The sequence below is a fragment of the Micromonospora sp. NPDC006431 genome (genome assembly GCF_042870725.1).
In the GTDB taxonomy this organism is placed as follows: Bacteria; Actinomycetota; Actinomycetes; order Mycobacteriales; family Micromonosporaceae; genus Micromonospora.
Map to the genome: position 1 here is coordinate 24,865 of NZ_JBIAHQ010000013.1, position 17,915 is coordinate 42,779.

The following is a 17,915-nucleotide window of genomic DNA, read 5'->3' on the forward strand; positions in this document are numbered from 1 at the left end:
GTCGTCACGGTCGTTGTCCCCCTTCGCTGCGTACGCCGGCGGGCGGCATGTACATCTGGATGGTTTCCTCGGCCTCCGCCCGCCGCACCCCGCCGTAGAAGCGGGACAGCATGCCGCCGACCGCGTCCGGGTCCGGCTCGTGGCGGGGCACCGGCTGCTGCGGGCGGGCGGGCTGGCTGACCGCGCCGAGCTGGGCCATCGGCACGCGTACCGGGAGGCCCCGCGCGTTGATCCCGGCCGTGACCGGGGTCGCGGCCGGCGGCGATGTCACGCCGAGCACCGAGGACGCCGGACCCTGGCGGGTGAACCAGCCGCCGCCGGGCGAGCCGGCCGCCGGGGTCAGCACGTCCTCGGCCCGGACCGGCACCGGGCGGGCCTGCCGCGGCACCGCCGGCGCGGCCGGGGCCGGCGGATCGGGGCGGATCCCCGTCGACGGCATCGCCGGGCGGCCGGCCACCGGCAGCTCGGCCGCGAAGCCGGGGAACCGGCCCGCCACCGGCAGCTCGGGCGCGGGCATCTCCGGCCGGCGTCCCGCCAGCGGCAGGTCGGCCGGCTGGGTGGCGGCGTACAGCCGGGACCGGGCGGCGAGCTGGTGGGTCAGCATCCGCGGCGCGGCGGGCTGGTCCAGCTCGGGCTCGGGCGCCGGGGCCAGCAGGTCGGCGGGGATCCGGACCCGGGCCACCAGTCCCTCGTGGTCGCTGCGCAACTTCACCTCGACGCCGTGCCGGGCGCTGAGGTGGCTGACCACGTACAGGCCCATCCGCTCGGAGGCCGCCACGTCCGCGGCCGGTGGTTCGGCCAGCAGCGCGTTCGCCTCGGCCAACGCGGTCGGGCTCATCCCGAGCCCCTGGTCGACAATCTGCACCACCGCGCCGGTCCCGTCGCTCCAGGCGACGACGTGGACGAAGGTGTCCGGCCGGGAGAAGGCGGTGGCGTTCTCCAGCAGCTCGGCGAAGAGGTGCACCAGGTCCCCGACCGCGTGGCCGACGAGGTGCAGGGCGGCGCTGGACCGGTGGCGGACCCGCTGGTACTGCTCGATCTCGGCGCTCGCCGCGAGCAGCACCGCGCCCAGGCCGACCGGCCGGTTCCACCGCCGGCCGGACTCCATGCCGGCGAGCACCAGCAGGCTCTCGTCGTTACGCCGCATGCGGGCGGCGAGGTGGTCGAGCTTGAACAGGTTCTCCAGCTGCTCCGGGTCGCTCTCCTCGCGTTCCAGCTCGTCGAGGAGTTCCAGCTGCCGCTCCACCAGCACCTGGCTGCGCCGGGCCAGGTTGACGAACATGGCGTTGACGTTGCGCCGCATCATCGCCTGCTCGAGCGCGACGTCGACGGCGCTGCGGTGCACCGCCACGAACGCCTCCGCCAGCTCGCCGATCTCGTCCCGGGAGTGGACCGCCGTGGGTGGCACCTCGATCGTCGCCACCGGACGGTCCACCGCGCGCAGCCGGTGCAGGGTGTGTGGCAGCTCCACCTGCGCGATCCGCAGCGCCTCGCCGCGCAGCAGGCGCATCGACCGGGCGATGGACCGTCCGATCAGCAGGGAGATCAGCACGGCGACCAGCAGCACCGCGACGATGCCGCCCGCCACCAGCAGGGTGTCCCGCAGCTGCTGCGCGCGGGCGCCGTCGGCATGGCGTACCGCGTCGTCGAGGACCTCACCCTCGAGCTGGCGGAGCAGCTCCAGCCGCCGTTCGCTGGCCGCCCACCACTCCGGTGCGGAGAGCACCGCCGGCTCGGCGGTGCCGGTGGGCAGGGTCTGCTCCTCCAGCCGGGCGGCCGCCACGAACGCCGGATTCACCGACACCAGGTCATAACGGCGAACCTGCTCGGTGCTCGCCGCCAGGCGGAACGCGCCCAGGGCGGTGAGCTGCTGGGCCCGCAGGTCGGTCAGGGTGACCTGGTCGTCGACGTCGTACCGGCCGGCCCGGGCGGCCGCGTAGAGCTCGGCCCGGATCCGGGAGGTGAACTCCTTGACCCGGGACAGCTGCACGTACCGCAGCACCGCGTCGGTGAGCGCCTGCTGGCCCTCCCCCGGCGACGGTTCGGCCAGCAGGTTGAGCAGGGCACCGATGGCCCGGTGATAGTTGCTCAGGATGGTGTCGCTGCTGAGCACCGCCGGCGGGATCGCGGCCCGGATGTAGACCACCTGGTCGTACGCCTCCAGGACCTCCGAGAACGCGACCCGCCAGGCGGCGTCGGCGCCGGCGAGCGGCTCAGCCGCCCGGCGCAGCTCGGACAGCGCCTGGTTGGCGGCCTCCTGCAACGGCTTCAGCGCGGCGATGGCCGCGTCCCGGTCAGCGCCGGCACCGGCGCGGCGCAGCGCGACCAGTTCCCCGGCCGCGCGGTCCCGCTCCTGCTGGAGCCGGTCCACCACGGCGGTGATCTGCCGGCCGATGCCGACCTGCTCGGCGAAGGCGGTCAGCGCGCTGGTCTGCCCCACCAGCCCCCGGGTCTGCACGCCGGCCAGCACCAGGAACGCCAACGAGGGGATGACCAGCACCGTCGCGAGCTTGGTGCCGATCCGCCAGTCCCGCAACCGGAACGCCGAGCGCCGCCGGTGGGGCACCAGGCGGTCGCGCCGGCTCCGGCCCGGGTGGGCGGCCGTTCCGCGAGCCGGGTCGGGACCTGCGCCCACGCTTGCCTCCTCGGTCCCTCGACTCCCGTCGCACGGGGAGCGGAGTCCATCCAACCAGGCCGGCGGGCCCTGTCAACGGGATGACCGGCCGCACGACCAGGATGGTCAGTGCGGCCGGGCACCACCTACGGTGTTCGGCGCGGCCCCCTCGTCCGTCCGGCCGATACCGCCGACGCGCGCCGCCGCCGCAACCCGGCCGAGCGCCACCAACGCGGCGCCGGTCGCACCGACCTCCGGATTGTGTTGGAAGCGCACCGTACGCGGGGCCAGGGCATCGGCGAACGTCCCGCGCCACCAGGCGGACGCGGCCATCGCACCACCGCCCAGCACCACCTCGACCGGATGATCCACATCGGACTCGAGCACGGCGAGGTCGTCGGCGACCAGCCGGCACAGGCCGGTCATCAGCCCGGCGAGGACATCGACGGCGGTGGTGCCGAAGCTGAGCCCGTGCAGCTCGCCGGAGCCGGCCGCGGCGACGCCGGGCGGGCGGTCCCCACCGAAGCGGGGATTGGCCCGCACCCGCAGGTCCCGGGTGGACCGGGCCAGCGCCGCCTCCAGCTCGGCGCCCTCGGGCAGCCGCAGCTCCCGGTTGGCCCACGCGTACAGGTTCCCGCCACTGGAGTAGGCGGCCCCGGTCACCACGTGCTCGTGGTCCACCCGGTAGCGCCAGAGCTGGTCGGGCAGCGGCGGCAGCGCCGCGTCGGCGGGGACGACCCGGACGACGCGTACCGCGGCGGAGGTGCCGACGGTCACCGCCGCCCGGGACTCGTCGACGCAGCCGGAGCCGACGTTGGACGCCGCACCGTCGCCGACCGGGGCGGTCCACCGGGCCTCGGCCAGGTCCGGCCAGCGGCGGGCGCACTCGGGGCGGAGCCGCCCGCGCCACCGCTGCGGGGCCAGCGCCGGCAGCTCCGCGGGGCGTACGCCGGCCAGCGCGCACGCCTCGGCGTCCCACGCCATCCGGCCCAGGTCGAGCATCCCGGTGCCGGAAGCCATCGACACCGACATCGGCGCCTCGGTCAGCAACGCGTCGAGGACGTACTCGACCAGCCCGACGAACCGGGCCACCCGGCTGCCGGCCCGCTCCCGCAGCCAGGGCAGCCGCACCGTCCAGTAGCAGCGGTGCCACCATCCGCCGGTGCGCTGGTGGAACGCCGCGGGGTCGGTCGGGCCGGCGCTGCCGGCGACCGGCTCCGGCCGGGTGTCCAGCCAGGTCAGCACCGGGCCGAGCGGCTCCCCGTCGGCGCCCAGCGGCAGCACCGAGTGCCACTGCGCCGAGGCGGCGACCAGCTCGACGTCCCGCAGGTGGCCACCCTCGGCCAGTTCGTCCAGGCACTCCACCAGGCGGGCGAGGTAGCCGGCACCGTCCAGCGTGCCGGTGCCGTCCTCGCCGGTGGTCAGCCGCACCCGCCGCCGGGCCAGCGCGCCGGGACGTGGGACGGCGTCGGCGTCCAGCACCAGCCCGCGTACGGAGGAGGTGCCCAGGTCGAGAGCGAGAATGGTCATCGCGGGACAACCTACCCGCCGGGGACGGCCGCGAAGCCAAGATCCGCGCGGCAGGTCCGCACCGGCGATCGGCTTCCCGGGGGCCGCCCGGGCGCGTAGAGTGATCGCCATGCCCGCGCTCCTGTCCTGCTGGTGGCCCGCCGACCCGGCGGCCCACCCCCGCGCGTAGCTTTCCCACGCGGCCGCCCGACGAGGCGGCCGCCGGTCTCTCCCCGGCATCCCGGGTCGCCCCGCAGGCGGCCACCGGCCCACGAGGAGACCCGATGACCCGCCCGCACGACCCGCTCGCCGCCGTCGCCGCCGGCCTCGACCCCGGCCCGTTCGCGCTCGTCCGCCGCGCGGGCGCTGACCACCTCGACCTGTTCACCGGCACGGTACGCACCGCCGAGCGGCTCGCCGACGTCCCGCTGCCCGACGGCGGTCCCGGGCCGCGCACGCTGGCCCTGGTCCCCTACCGGCAGATCACCGAGCGGGGGTTCGCCTGCGTCGACGACGGGATGCCGCTGGAGTGCCTGGTGATCGGGGAGCACCGGCAGATCCCCCTGGCCGACGCGCTGGCCGCGCTGCCGGACGCCCCGGTGGTCACCACCGACGCCGGCTTCGACAGCTCCGACGCCGAGTACGCGGCCACGGTCGGCCGGGTGCTCGCCGAGGAGATCGGCCGCGGTGAGGGCGCGAACTTCGTCATCCACCGCACCCTGCGGGCCACCGTGCAGGGCGACCCCCGGGCGGCGGCCCTGGCCGCGCTGCGCCGGCTGCTGCTGCGCGAACGCGGCGCGTACTGGACGTTCGTCGTGCACACCGGCACCCGGACCCTGGTCGGGGCGAGCCCGGAACGGCACGTCAGCGTGGACGACGGTCTGGTCATGATGAACCCGATCAGCGGCACGTTCCGGCACGCCGGCGCGGCGGCGGACCGGGACGCCCTGCTGCGTTTCCTCCACGACCCGAAGGAGGTCGAGGAGCTGTACATGGTGCTCGACGAGGAGCTGAAGATGATGGCCACCGTCGCCAAGCACGGCGGGCAGGTGGTCGGGCCGTACCTCAAGGAGATGGCGCACCTGGCACACACGGAGTACCTGCTGGCCGGACGGGGTTCCCGCGACGTCCGGGAGGTGCTGCGGGAGACCATGTTCGCGCCCACGGTCACCGGCAGCCCGATGGAGAACGCGTGCCGGGTGATCGCCCGGCACGAGCGGACCGGCCGCCGCTACTACGCCGGGGTGCTCGCCCTGCTCGGCCGGGACGCCGCGGGCCGGCAGACCCTCGACGCGCCCATCCTGATCCGCACCGCGGAGCTCTCCCCTACCGGCGAGCTGCGGGTGCCGGTCGGGGCGACGCTGGTCCGGCACTCCACCGCCGCCGGTGAGGTGGCGGAGACCCACGCCAAGGCAGCCGGGGTGCTCGCCGCGCTCGGCCTCGGCCCCGACGCGCCGGCGGCCCGTCCGGCTCAGTCCGGCCCGGACGCGCCGGGCCGCGCGCTCGCCGATGACCCCGAGGTACGCGCCGCCCTCGCCGCCCGCAACGCGCCGCTGGCCCGGTTCTGGCTGGACCAGCGGATCCCCGGGGCAACGGTCCTGCCCGGGCTGGCCGGCCGGCGGGCGCTGATCGTGGACGGCGAGGACACCTTCACCGGCATGCTCGCCCACCAGCTCGGGGCCCTCGGCCTGGCCGTGGCGCGCCGCGGCTGGCGGCAACCCGGCCCGGTCGGGGAGTACGACCTGGTGGTGATGGGCCCCGGCCCGGGCGACCCGACCGACCTCGCCGAGCCGAAGATGGCGACGATGCGGGCACTGCTGGCACAGCTGCTGGCGGCCGGCCGACCGACCCTCGCCGTCTGCCTCGGGCACCAGCTGCTGGCCGGGCTGCTCGGGCTGCCGCTGCACCGGCGGGACGCGCCGTACCAGGGGGTGCCGCGGGACGTGCCGGTGTTCGGCGCCACCCGCCGGGTCGGCTTCTACTCCAGCTTCACCGCTCGGGCCGGCGCGGACCGGGTCGCCACCCCGTACGGCCCGGTGGAGCTGTCCCGGGACCCGGCCGACGGAGCGGTGCACGCGCTGCGCGGGCCCGGCTTCGCCGGCGTGCAGTTCCACCCGGAGTCGGTACTCAGCCGCGACGGCATGGTCATCCTCGCCGAACTGCTCGCGCACTTGCTCGACCATCGCGCGCTCGCCGGGCATGCGCCGGCCGACCGGGGGTAGGACTGCGGCGACCGGTGGCCGGACGGGTCCGACCCCCTGCCCGGCCACCGGTCGCCCGTGCTCAGCCGGCCATCCCCCGCTTCAGCGCGGCGCTGATCTGGATCGCCCGCTTCGCGGTCAGCGCGGTGGCCGCCAGCGCGAGGTGGTCCGGCGCGATCTCGCCGTTGTTGCTGGTGTGCGAGGCGCCGTACGGGTTGCCCGCGACGAACTGGCTGGGGTCGGTGTAGCCGGGCGTCACCACCACCCCACCCCAGTGGTAGAACACGTTGAAGAGCGCCAGCAGCGTGGACTCCTGACCGCCGTGCGAGGTGGCCGTGGAGCAGAACGCCGAGTAGACCTTGTTGGCCAGGATGCCCTGGGCCCAGAGCGGGCCGGTGGTGTCGATGAACTGCTTGAGCTGGGCGGCCACCATCCCGTAGCGGGTGGGCGAGCCGAAGATCACCACATCGGCCCAGGAGAGGTCGTCGAGCTGCGCCTCCATCACGTCCTGCGTCTCCAGGTGGTGTGCCTGCCACCCCGAGTTGGAGCGGATCGCCTCGTCGGGCGCCAGCTCACGCACCTTGCGCAGGCGGACCTCGGCACCGGCCTCGCCCGCGGCCTCGACCGCTGACTGCGCCATCTGGTAGGTGATGCCGGTCGCGCTGTAATAGATCACCGCGACGTTGACCTGGCCGTCCATCAGACGTTTCCCTCCTCGGTTCCGGGCGAACTCGGACGACTACCCGTTGGTTGCGGCGTCAAACGACTGCCGTGGCACACTCCGTGGCTTGATTCACCCCTGTCGATCGGTCAGCAAACCTCAATATTTGCGCAAGTTCGGACCGGAACGGCTGCCCGGAATCCGGACTCCGGGGATCCTGTTCGCACCGGTGCCGATCCGCGTCCCACCGCCCGGAGGCACCTGAACGGGGGATCGCGCTCCGCCGGCACGCCGGCTGGCGCAGCGCGATCAGGTGTTCTCCTCCTGCTCCTCCTATTCGTCCCGATTCCCCGGCATGCCGTCCCCGCCGACGGGGATCCTCTCGGTGACCCACGAGAGGGAGGACGAACCATGCGGCTCACCGAACCGCAGATCCGCTCGCTGTACGGGCAGGACGTCCAGGACCGCTCGGGCGCGACGATCGGCACCGTGGGCCAGGTCTGGGCAAACCCCGCAGGCGAGCCCACCTGGGTCAGCGTGCGCACCGCCGGCACGGGTCACCGCGAGTCGATGGCTCCGCTGCACACGGCCCGGTGGCAGGCGGGCCGGCTGCGGGTGCCGTACGACCGGACGACCGTCCGCACCGCCCCCGCCGTGGAGCCCGGCACCGACCAGCCGCTCGGCGCGGACCAGCTGACCCTGCTCCACCGGCACTACCAGCTGCCGCCCGAGGGCGCGGCCGGACGGCCGGAGCGGCCCGGGCCACCGGAGCTGACCCGGTTCGAGGAACAAGCCCGGTTCGACACCGAGACCGCGCCGGCCGGCACGGCCCGGCTCCGCAAGCGCGTGGTGACCGAGAACGTGCACACCACCGTGCCGGTGGCCCACGAGGAGGCGACCCTCGTCCGGGAACCGATCGCGGAGGCGGACCGGGGTACCGTGCCCGCGGGCACCGACACGGAGCAGCGCGAGATGGTGCTGCACGCCGAACGCCCGGTGGTGGTCAAGGAACGCGTCCCGGTCGAACGGGTCCGGCTGGCCACCCACCAGGTCGTCGAGCAGCGGCCCGCCCACGCCCAGGTCCGCCGGGAAGTGGTCGAGGCGGACGTGCCCGAGGAGGCCCGGCCGCAGGAGTGAGGCGAGAGCAACCCGGGCGGGTGGGCCATCCCACCCGCCCGGTCGCGTCCGGCGGAAACGTCGGACCCGCCGCCTATGCTGACCGTCCACCACTGACGGGAGGCCTGCGTGCCCGTACGGCTCACCGGCGCCGAGGCGCTGGCGCTGCGGATGACCAGCCTGCTGCTGCGCCCGCACCCGGTGGCGCGCCCCGACGGGGTCGCCGGCGTGGTCGAGTGGTTCGGCGCGATGCAGGCCCAGGACAACGCCAGCGGCCTGTGGTCGCTCGGCGTACGCCTGCCGGGGCGCACCCTGGCCGACGTGCGGGCGGCGCTGGAGCGGCGGGAGGCGCTGCGGACCTGGCCGATGCGCGGCACCGTCCACCTGGTGCCGTCCCGCGACGCCCACTGGATGCTGGCGGTGACCGGCGTCCGCACGCTGGCCGGCGCCGCCACCCGCCGGGCACAGCTCGGGCTCACCGAGGCCGAGGCGGACCGGGCCGTGGACCTGCTGGGCGCGGCCCTGGCCGGCGGCCGCCGCCTCACCCGTGCGGAGTGCCTGACCACCCTCGGCGCCGCCGGCATCGACACCACCGGGCAGCGGGGCTACCACCTGCTCTGGTACGCCGCCCAGCGCGGCGTCACCTGCATCGCCCCGCACGTCGGCACCGAGCAGACGTTCGCCCTGCTCGACGAGTGGGTGCCCGACCCACACCGGCCGGAGCGCGACGAGGCGCTCGGCATCCTCGCCCTGCGGTACGTGCGCAGCCACGGCCCGGTCACCCCGCACGAGCTGGCCCGGTGGACCGGCCTGACGGTCACCGACGCACGGCGGGGCCTCGCGGTGGCCGGCGACGCCCTGGCCCCGGTAGCGGTGGACGATGTCGAGGCGATGGTCGACGCCGCCCTCCTCGACGCGCCCCGCGAGCCGGTCGACGACGTGCACACGCTGCTCGGCTTCGACGAATACCTGCTCGGCTTCAAGGACCGCACGCTGATGCTCGACCCGGCGCACGCCGCCGCCGTGGTCCCCGGCAACAACGGGGTGTTCCTGCCGACGGTGGTCCGCGACGGCCGGGTGGTCGGCACCTGGAAGCGGACGGTCGGGAAGGCCTCGGTCTCGGTGACCGTGCAGCCGCTGGCACCGTTCGACGCCGCGCTGCGCTCCCGCGTCGAGTCCGCCCTGGCCGACTACGCCCGCTACCTCGGCCTGTCCCTGCGCACCTGAGGAGCGAGCGCGGATCGGCAGAGGTTTGCGAAGCTGCTGGAGACCACCGCACGGCGATCAGGGCAGGGACGGCCCCGGATGCACTCGGGCCAGGTCGGCCGGGGTGTCCACGTCGGCCGCTGACCCGTCGCACGGCACCACGGTCACCAGGTCGGCCCGGGCCCGCAGGAAGTCGCGGGCACCCCGGTCCCCCGTCGCGTACGGCGCGACCAGCGGCCAGGTGGCGCGGCTGAGCAGGACCGGATGGCCGGGCCGGCCGGCGTAGCCGGCGACGGCGACGACGGCGCCGGCCGCGTACGCCGCGCGTACCCGGCGGACCGCGGCCGGGGTCAGCCAGGGCTGGTCGACGAGCACCACCACGACCGCGTCGGCGACGTCCGGCAGTGAGTCCAGGCCGCGCAGCAGCGAGCCGCCGAGGCCGTCGCGCCACCGCGGGTTGACCACCGGGACCGCGCCGGGCAGTGCGGGAAGCCGGCCGGCGCCCGCGCCGACCACCACGTGCACCGGGTCGCAACCGCCGAGGTGCAGCAGCCGGACCGCGCGCCGGAGCAGCGGCTCACCGTCCCAGTCGAGGAGTGCCTTCGGTCGGCCGAGCCGGCGTCCGGCCCCGGCGGCGAGCACCAGCCCGGCCACGGTCACCGCGCCGCGGCCGGGGTCAGGCCGGCCGGGTGGGCGGCGTGGATCGGGCCGGTCAGGCCGGACAGCGGTCGGGCACTGCCGCCGTGGCGCCAGGCCACCACCTCCGCGGCGATCGCCAGCGCCGTCTCGGCCGGGCTGCGCCCGCCGAGGTCCAGCCCGGCCGGTGCGCGCAGCCGGGCCAGCTGGGCCTCGGGTACCCCGTCGGCGCGCAGGCGGGTGAGGCGGGCCTGGTGCGCCGCGCGGCTGCCGAGCACGCCGAGGTAGCCGGCCGGGGTGGACAGCGCCGCGCGCAGCAGCGGGAGCTCGTAGCGAGGGTCGTGACCGAGCAGGCAGAGCACCGTGTCCGGGGTGACCGGGGTGGCGGCCAGCAGGCGGTGCGGCCAGGCCCGGTGCACCTCGTGTGCGTCGGGCAGCCGGGCGACGGTGGCGAACGCGGGTCGCGGGTCGCAGGCGACGACCCGGTAGCCGAGGTCCGCGCCGATCCGGGCGAGCGCCGCGGCGACGGCGGTGGCGCCGAACAGCAGCATCCGCGGTGCGGCCGGCATTGCCTGGAACAGCACCCGCACGCCGGGGCGCTCGCCGTAGCCCAGCACCACGGCGCCGGCCGGCAGCCCGGCGGCCCGGTCGACGGCCCAGTCGTCCAGGTCCACGGTGCCGAGCGTGCCCTCGGTCCGGTCCCGCCGGATCACCAGCTCGGCGGCGAAGGGCGCCCGGCCGCCCACCACGGTTGCCACGGCGACCGGGTCGGGCCCGGCGAGCGCGGCGAGGGAGCATGCCGTGGGGCAGTCGGCGGTCACCCGGCGCAGCAGCACCTCGACGGTCCCGGCGCAGCCGGGCCGGGCCGGCCATGGGCCGTCCCCGCCCACCGGGTAGCGGGCGAGCCGGGTCCGGCCGGTGCGCAGGGTCTCCGCCGTCGCGTCGAGCACCGCCGACTCGACGCAGCCGGCCGGGATGCCGCCGCGCACGTCGCCGGTGGGGTCGACGGCGAGCAGGTCGCCCGGGCCGGTGACGGTGCCCGCGCTGCTGGCCACCACGGTCGCCAGGCCGAAGGGGATCCGTCGCCGCCGCCAGTCGTGGGCCGCGGCCAGGACCTCGCGCATGCCGCTCCACCGATCGCCAGTTTCGGGCTTCTGCCCGTATTTGTCATTGGATGTCGTAGTCAACGGTAGTCTGGCGCGGTGCGCAGCGGGCGGGAGAGCGGGAAACCGGCGGACGACGACCGGTCGTCCCGCATCGCGCTCACCGTCAACGGCGTCGACCACGACCTGACGCTGGACAACCGGACCACCCTGCTGGACGCCCTGCGCGAGCGGCTCGCCCTGATCGGCAGCAAGAAGGGCTGCGACCACGGGCAGTGCGGCTCGTGCACGGTCCTGCTCGACGGCCGGCGGGTGAAGAGCTGCCTGATCCTGGCGGTCACCCTGGACGGCCGGACGGTGGTCACCGTGGAGGGACTCGCCGGCCCGGCGGACCTGTCCCCGCTCCAGGCCGCGTTCGTCGCGCACGACGCCTTCCAGTGTGGCTACTGCACACCCGGGCAGCTCTGTTCCGCCCGCGGGATGCTCGATGAGGTGGCCCGGGACTGGCCCAGCGCGGTGACCGAGGACCTGACCGCACCGGTGGAGCTGACCGACGCGGAGGTACGGGAACGGATGAGCGGCAACCTGTGCCGCTGCGCCGCGTACCCGCACATCGTGGCCGCGATCCGGGACGTGGCGGCGGCGCGGTGAGGCCCTTCCGCTACCACCGGCCGACCGACGTCACGGAGGCGGTCGCGCTGCTCGACGCCGAGCCGGCGGCGGCGTACCTCGGCGGCGGGACCAACCTGGTGGACCTGATGAAACTCGGGGTGCAGCGCCCCGACCTGCTGGTCGACGTCACCGGCCTGCCCCTGGACACGGTGGAGGCCCTACCGGACGGCGGGCTGCGGATCGGGGCGACCGTGCGCAACAGCGACCTCGCCGCGGACCCGATGGTCCGGCGGGACCACCCGTTGCTCTCCCGGGCGCTGCTCGCCGGCGCCTCCGGGCAGCTGCGCAACATGGCCACCACCGCCGGGAACCTGCTGCAACGCACCCGCTGCGTCTACTTCCAGGACACCGGGAAGGCGTGCAACAAGCGGGAGCCCGGCACCGGCTGCGCGGCGCGCCACGGGCAGAACCGGGACCTGGCCATCCTCGGCTGGTCCGAACTGTGCGTGGCCACCCACCCGTCGGACCTGGCGGTCGCCCTGGTCGCCCTCGACGCGGTGGTGGAGGTGTACGACCCGGGCGGCGCGCGGGAGATCCCCCTGGTCGAACTGCACCGGACGCCCGGCGAGCATCCCGAGCGGGAGACCAGGCTCCCCCGCGGCGCGCTGATCACCGGGGTACGGATCCCGCCGCTGCCCTTCGCCCGGCACTGCACCTACCTCAAGGTGCGCGACCGGGCCAGCTTCGCGTTCGCGGTCGGCTCGGTGGCCGCGGCGCTGGACCTGGCCGGGGACACGGTCCGCGACGTCCGGCTGGCGTACGGGGCGGTCGCGCACCGGCCGTGGCGGGCCTACCGGGCGGAGGAGGCGCTGCGCGGCCGCCCGTTCACCGCCGAGCTGGCCGCCCGGGCCGCGGACGCCGAGCTCGCCGCCGCGCGTCCCCTGCCGCACAACGGGTTCAAGGTGCCGCTGATCCGCAACCTCACCATCCGGGCGTTGACCGCGCTGGCCGGGGCGGCACCCCGATGAGCGCGCCACCCGTCGGTGCGGTGGGCCGGGAACACCCCCGCCTGGAAGGCCGGGACAAGGTCACCGGGGCGGCCCGGTACGCGGTGGAATACCCGGTGGACGACGTCACATACGGCTGGGCGGTGCCGGCGGCGGCCACCCGCGGGCGGATCAGCCGGATCGACGCCGCCGCGGCGCTGGCCGTGCCGGGCGTGCTGGACGTGCTGCACCACGGCAACGCGTCCCGGCTGGCGCCCGGCGTGGACGACACGCTGTTCCTGCTGCAGGAGCCGACCGTGCACTACCGGGGGGAGTTCGTCGCCGTGGTGGTGGCGGAGACCCTCGAGGCGGCGCGGGAGGGCGCCCGGCTGGTCCGGATCGACTACGACACCGAGGCGCACAGCACCGTCCTCTCCGCACACCACCCGGGCCTGTACCGCCCGGACAAGGTCAACCCGGGCTACCCGGCGGACACCGCGGAGGGGGACTTCGACGCCGCCTTCGCGGCCGCGGAGGTCCAGCTGGACGCCACCTACCGCACCCCGGCCTACCACAACAACCCGATGGAGCCGCACGCCACCACCGCCCGCTGGCGGGACGGGCGGCTGCTGGTGCACGACTCCACCCAGGGCTCGACGCCGGTGCAGGGCACCCTGGCACAGCTGTTCGGGCTGCCCCCGGAGGCGGTCCGGGTGATCGCCGAGCACGTCGGCGGCGGTTTCGGCAGCAAGGGGGCCCCGAAGGCGCCGGTGGTGCTCGCCGCGCTCGCCGCCCGGCAGGTGGACCGGCCCGTGCGGCTGGCGCTGACCCGGCAGCAGCTCTTCGGCCCGATCGGATACCGCACCCCCACCATCCAACGGGTCCGGCTCGGCGCGGACGCCGACGGGCGGATCGCCGCGGTCTGCCACGACGCGATCAGCCAGACCTCGAAGGTGCACGAGTTCGCCGAGCAGACCGCCGTCTACACCCGCAGCATGTACGCCGGGCGCCACCGGCGCACCACGCACCGGCTGGTCCGGCTGGACGTGCCGACCCCGTTCTGGATGCGCGCCCCCGGCGAGTGCCCGGGCGCGTACGCGCTGGAGTCGGCGCTGGACGAGCTGGCCACCGCGTGCGGCGTCGACCCGGTCGAGCTGCGGGTCCGCAACGACGCGACCGTCGACGCGGACAGCGGGCAACCGTTCAGCAGCCGCAACCTGGTCGCCTGCCTCCGCGAGGGGGCCCGCCGGTTCGACTGGGCCGACCGCGACCCGACGCCGGGGGTCCGGCGACTCGGGCGGTGGCTGATCGGCACCGGGGTGGCCGGCTCCAGCTACCCCGCCCGCTCCCGGGCCGCCGCCGCCACGGCCACCGCCGCACCCGACGGCACCTTCGAGGTACGGATCAACGCGACCGACATCGGCACCGGCGCCCGGACGGCGCTGTGGCAGCTGGCCGCCGACGCCCTGGCGGTACCCGCCGACCGGGTCGCCATCCGAGTGGGCGACAGCGACCTGCCGCCGGCCCCGGTGGCCGGCGGTTCGATGGGCACCGCCTCGTGGGGCTGGGCGGTGATCCGGACCTGCGAGCAGCTGCGGCAGCGGCTCCGCGACACCGCGGTACCCGCCGAGGGGCTGACCGTCGAGGTGAGCACCGCCGACGAGGTCCGCGCCCAACGTCCGCTGGCCCGGTACGCGTACGGCGCCCACTTCGTGCAGGTGCGGGTGGACGCGGACACGGGCGAGGTCCGGGTGGACCGGATGCTCGGCATGTTCGCCGTCGGCCGGGTGGTGAACCCGACCACCGCCCGCAGCCAGCTCATCGGCGGCATGACCATGGGCCTGTCGATGGCGCTGCACGAGGAGGGCCTGCTCGACGAGCGGTACGGCGACTGGGTCAACCACGACCTCGCCACCTACCACATCAGCGGCTGCGCGGACGTCGAGCGGATCGAGGCGTACTGGCTGCCGGAGGAGGACCCTGACCTGAACCCGGCCGGGGTGAAGGGGATCGGCGAGATCGGCATCGTGGGCAGCGCCGCCGCCGTCGCCAACGCGGTGCATCACGCCACCGGCGTACGGGTCCGGGACCTGCCCATCCGGCTGGACAAGCTGCTGGACCGGCTGCCGGCAGGCTGAAGGGCCGGCGGCGTGGCACCGGCCCTTCAGTCTGCGTCCCTCAGTCGGCGAGCGCGCCGGCCGCCCGGCCCTCGTGCAGGGTCAGGTTCCGCCCGGTTGACGGGTCGAACAGGTGGATCTTCTCCAGGTTGAACCAGACCCGACGGTGCTCCCCCTCCCGGGCCGGTGACTCGGCGGACAGCCGGGTGACCAGGCTGGAACCGGTGCCGGTGAAGTCGCCGGTGCCCGCGTCGGCGGCCAACTCCTCCAGCTCGGCGGAGTTGGCCCGCTCCCCCTCGACGGTGAGGTACACGTACTTGTCGGAGCCCATCGACTCGACGATCTCCACCGGCGCCTCGAACTCCAGGCCCCGGCGGCGGGTCTCCTCGTCGAGCAACTCGGCGTCCTCGAAATGCTCCGGCCGGATGCCGAGGATCAGCTCGCGCGGCGCGTCACCGCCCGCCAACTGATGGCGGACCCGGTTGCCGATCGGCACATCACCCAACGCCGTCCGCAGGTGGCCGTCCTCGACGGCGGCGGGCAGGAAGTTCATCGACGGCGAGCCGATGAACCCGGCGACGAAGAGGTTGCGTGGGTGGTCGTAGAGCTCCTGGGGCGGGCCGACCTGCTGCACCGCGCCACCCCGCATGATCACCACGCGGTCGCCGAGGGTCATCGCCTCGGTCTGGTCGTGGGTCACGTAGACGGTGGTGGTGCCGAGCTGCTTCTGCAGCCGGGACACCACCGTGCGCATCTGCACCCGCAGCTTGGCGTCCAGGTTGGACAACGGCTCGTCCATCAGGAACGCCTTGGGCTGCCGGACGATCGCCCGGCCCATCGCCACCCGCTGCCGCTGGCCGCCGGAGAGGTTGGCCGGCTTGCGGTCCAGCAGCGGGGTCAGCTCCAGGACCTTCGCCGCCTCCTCGACCTTGGTGTTGATGCTCTCCCGGTCCAGCTTCGCCAGCCGCAGCGGGAAGGCCATGTTCTCCCGGACCGTCATGTTCGGGTACAGCGCGTACGACTGGAACACCATGGCGATGTCCCGGTCCCGCGGAGCCCGGTCGTTGACCCGCTCCCCCGCGATGCGCAGCTCACCGGAGCTGATGTCCTCCAACCCGGCGATCATGTTGAGCGTGGTCGACTTCCCGCAGCCGGAGGGGCCGACCAGGATCACGAACTCACCGTCGCCGATCTCCAGGTCGACGTCCCGCACCGCCACGGTCCCGTCCGGGAACCGCTTGCTCACCTTGTCCAGCACGATGTCAGCCATGACAACACCACCTATCCCTTGACTGCGCCGGAGGTCAGGCCGGAGACGATGCGGCGCTGGAAGAAGAGCACGAACAGGATGATCGGAATGGTGATCACCACGGCGGCGGCGCAGATCGCCCCGGTGGGATCCTCGAACTGCGACGCGCCGGTGAAGAACGACAGCGCGGCCGGCACCGTGCGGGACCGCTCGGTGGAGGTCAGCGAGATGGCGAACAGGAAGTCGTTCCAGCAGAAGATGAAAACGAGGATGGCCGTGGTGAACAGCCCCGGCGCGGCCAGCGGCGCGATCACCCGCCGGAACGCCTGGCCCTGGGTGGCGCCGTCCATCTTCGCCGCCTTCTCCAGATCCCAGGGGATCTGCTTGAAGAACGCCGACAGCGTGTAGATCGCCAGCGGCAGCGCGAAGGTGATGTACGGCAGGATCAGCCCCGGCCAGGTGTCGAAGATTCCGAGCTGCCGCTCGATCTCGAACAGCGGCGAGACCAGCGACACCTGCGGGAACATCGCGATCAGCAGGGACACCCCGATCAGCAGCCGCTTGCCGGGGAAGTCCAGCCGGGAGACCGCGTACGCGGCCATCGCGCCCAGCACCACCGCGATCAGGGTGGCGATCAGCGCGATGCCGATCGAGTTGACCAGAGCCCGGACGAACTGGTCGGTGGCGAAGATCGTCCGGTAGTTGTCCAGTGTCCACTCCCGCGGGATGAACCTCCCGTCGGTGAGCGTCGCCGGGGTCTTGAACGACAGCGAGGCGATCCAGAGCACCGGGATCAACGCGAAGACGACGACGAGGACGTCCAGCAGACCCCAGCGCAGCCTCGCCCGCATGGTGGTTTCGGTGGCCATGTCAGCGCCTCTCCCCGTCGTCGCTGCCGGGGGCAGCGGTGCCGAACAACTTCACGAAGACGAACGCGATGATCGCCACGGTGATGAAGATCAGCACCGACATCGTCGAGCCGATGCCCAGGTTCAACCCCCGGATCAGGTTGTTGTAGGCGAGCATCGACACCGACGACGTCTCGTTACCGCCCGCGGTCAGGATGAAGATGTTGTCGAAGACCCGGAACGCGTCCAGGGTGCGGAACAGCAGGGCGACCAGGATCGCCGGCTTCATCACCGGCAGCATCACCTTGGTGAACCGCTGCCAGGCCGTCGCACCGTCCGTGGATGCGGCCTTGAGCAGGTCCTCCGGCACCAGCGCCAGGCCGGCCATCAGCAGCAGCGCCATGAACGGCGTGGTCTTCCAGATCTCCGCCAGCATGATGATCGCCAGCGAGCTGGCCCGCTCGGTCAGCGGCGCGCTGCCGTCGAACAGGTTCGCCAGGTAGCCGGTGCCCGGCGTCCAGGCGTACCGCCAGGAGAACGCCGCGACCACCGTGACGATCCCGTACGGGATCAGCGCCGCGGTGCGGACGATGCCCCGGCCGACCAGCGTCCGGTGCATGATCAACGCGAGGCCCATGCCGAGCACCAGTTCCACCGCGACGGTCACCACTGTGATCAGGGCGGTCACCCCGAACGCGGTCCACCAGAACTGGTTGCCCAGCACGGTCACGTAGTTGTCCAGCCCGACGAACTCGCGCTGGTCGGGGAAGCGCAGGTCGAAGCGCTGCAGGGACAACCAGACCGAGTAGACGATCGGGTAGGCGGTGACCAGCAGCATGACCAGCGCGGCCGGCGCGCAGAGCAGCCAGCCGAGGCGCCGCTCGGCCCGCTTGTTCTCGCTCAGCGGGGGCTTCGTCCCTCGGCGGGTCCGCTGCGCCGGCACCGCGGCGTGCCGCCCGGGGCCGCGTTCGGCCTCGGCGGCGACGTCCGCGCCGGTGGGAGTGGCGTTCACACTCATGCCGTCACCTCCGGACGGTCGGCCCGCTGCGGGTGGATC

14 protein-coding genes are annotated in these 17,915 nt (G+C 74.4%); 6 read left to right on the forward strand and 8 right to left on the reverse strand.

What is annotated here, in order from left to right:
* Positions 1-4 precede the first annotated feature (4 nt).
* Both ACFYM6_RS21985 and ACFYM6_RS21990 read right to left on the reverse strand, forming a co-directional pair.
* Complete coding sequence (locus tag ACFYM6_RS21985; protein ID WP_387278165.1) at positions 5-2,635, reverse strand: nitrate- and nitrite sensing domain-containing protein; 2,631 nt, start codon at positions 2,633-2,635, stop codon at positions 5-7.
* Positions 2,636-2,740: 105 nt separating this feature from the next.
* Positions 2,741-4,144 carry an FGGY family carbohydrate kinase gene (locus ACFYM6_RS21990; RefSeq protein ID WP_387278167.1) on the reverse strand — a complete coding sequence of 468 codons (1,404 nt, stop codon included), beginning with the start codon at positions 4,142-4,144 and terminating at the stop codon, positions 2,741-2,743.
* A gap of 263 nt (positions 4,145-4,407) precedes the next feature.
* Here ACFYM6_RS21990 and ACFYM6_RS21995 point away from each other — a divergent pair, with 263 nt between their 5' ends.
* Positions 4,408-6,345 carry a chorismate-binding protein gene (locus ACFYM6_RS21995; protein WP_387278169.1) on the forward strand — a complete coding sequence of 646 codons (1,938 nt, stop codon included), beginning with the start codon at positions 4,408-4,410 and terminating at the stop codon, positions 6,343-6,345.
* Between the two features lie 61 nt (positions 6,346-6,406).
* Here ACFYM6_RS21995 and wrbA read toward each other — a convergent pair whose 3' ends face one another.
* Positions 6,407-7,024, reverse strand: coding sequence for an NAD(P)H:quinone oxidoreductase (gene wrbA / locus ACFYM6_RS22000; protein WP_387278170.1), 618 nt, complete (start codon positions 7,022-7,024; stop codon positions 6,407-6,409).
* A 372-nt stretch (positions 7,025-7,396) separates the two neighbouring features.
* Between wrbA and ACFYM6_RS22005 the strand changes: the two genes are divergently transcribed.
* Together ACFYM6_RS22005 and ACFYM6_RS22010 are read left to right on the forward strand one after the other, a co-directional pair.
* On the forward strand, positions 7,397-8,122 hold the full coding sequence (locus ACFYM6_RS22005; protein ID WP_387278172.1) for a YsnF/AvaK domain-containing protein: 726 nt from the start codon (positions 7,397-7,399) through the stop codon (positions 8,120-8,122).
* Positions 8,123-8,230: 108 nt separating this feature from the next.
* Positions 8,231-9,328: a winged helix DNA-binding domain-containing protein gene (locus ACFYM6_RS22010; protein ID WP_387278174.1), complete on the forward strand. Its 1,098-nt coding sequence runs from the start codon at positions 8,231-8,233 to the stop codon at positions 9,326-9,328.
* A gap of 57 nt (positions 9,329-9,385) precedes the next feature.
* On the opposite strand, the gene ACFYM6_RS22015 is transcribed toward ACFYM6_RS22010, so the two are convergent.
* Entirely contained in the window at positions 9,386-9,967 is a 582-nt protein-coding gene (locus ACFYM6_RS22015; protein WP_387278176.1) for an NTP transferase domain-containing protein, read from the reverse strand.
* Positions 9,964-11,067, reverse strand: a complete 1,104-nt coding sequence (locus ACFYM6_RS22020) for an XdhC family protein (protein ID WP_387278178.1) — start codon at positions 11,065-11,067, stop codon at positions 9,964-9,966. Before ACFYM6_RS22020 ends, ACFYM6_RS22015 begins: the two co-directional genes overlap by 4 nt.
* A 78-nt stretch (positions 11,068-11,145) precedes the next feature.
* On the opposite strand from ACFYM6_RS22020, the gene ACFYM6_RS22025 reads away from it, so the two are divergent.
* From ACFYM6_RS22025 to ACFYM6_RS22035, 3 genes are read left to right on the forward strand one after another with little or no spacing between them, the layout of a single operon-like run.
* Positions 11,146-11,697, forward strand: a complete 552-nt coding sequence (locus tag ACFYM6_RS22025; RefSeq protein ID WP_387278180.1) for a 2Fe-2S iron-sulfur cluster-binding protein — start codon at positions 11,146-11,148, stop codon at positions 11,695-11,697.
* Positions 11,694-12,686, forward strand: a complete 993-nt coding sequence (locus tag ACFYM6_RS22030; protein WP_387278182.1) for an FAD binding domain-containing protein — start codon at positions 11,694-11,696, stop codon at positions 12,684-12,686. The genes ACFYM6_RS22025 and ACFYM6_RS22030 overlap by 4 nt, the downstream gene beginning before the upstream one ends.
* Positions 12,683-14,782, forward strand: a complete 2,100-nt coding sequence (locus tag ACFYM6_RS22035; RefSeq protein ID WP_387278184.1) for a xanthine dehydrogenase family protein molybdopterin-binding subunit — start codon at positions 12,683-12,685, stop codon at positions 14,780-14,782. Before ACFYM6_RS22030 ends, ACFYM6_RS22035 begins: the two co-directional genes overlap by 4 nt.
* A 40-nt stretch (positions 14,783-14,822) precedes the next feature.
* Here ACFYM6_RS22035 and ACFYM6_RS22040 read toward each other — a convergent pair whose 3' ends face one another.
* From ACFYM6_RS22040 to ACFYM6_RS22050, 3 genes are read right to left on the reverse strand one after another with little or no spacing between them, the layout of a single operon-like run.
* On the reverse strand, positions 14,823-16,031 hold the full coding sequence (locus tag ACFYM6_RS22040) for an ABC transporter ATP-binding protein (RefSeq protein ID WP_387278186.1): 1,209 nt from the start codon (positions 16,029-16,031) through the stop codon (positions 14,823-14,825).
* An 11-nt stretch (positions 16,032-16,042) separates the two neighbouring features.
* Positions 16,043-16,879 (reverse strand): carbohydrate ABC transporter permease, encoded by an 837-nt coding sequence (locus ACFYM6_RS22045; protein WP_387278188.1) that lies wholly within the window; start codon positions 16,877-16,879, stop codon positions 16,043-16,045.
* Between the two features lies 1 nt (position 16,880).
* Positions 16,881-17,876, reverse strand: coding sequence for a carbohydrate ABC transporter permease (locus tag ACFYM6_RS22050; RefSeq protein ID WP_387278190.1), 996 nt, complete (start codon positions 17,874-17,876; stop codon positions 16,881-16,883).
* Positions 17,877-17,915: the final 39 nt, after the last annotated feature.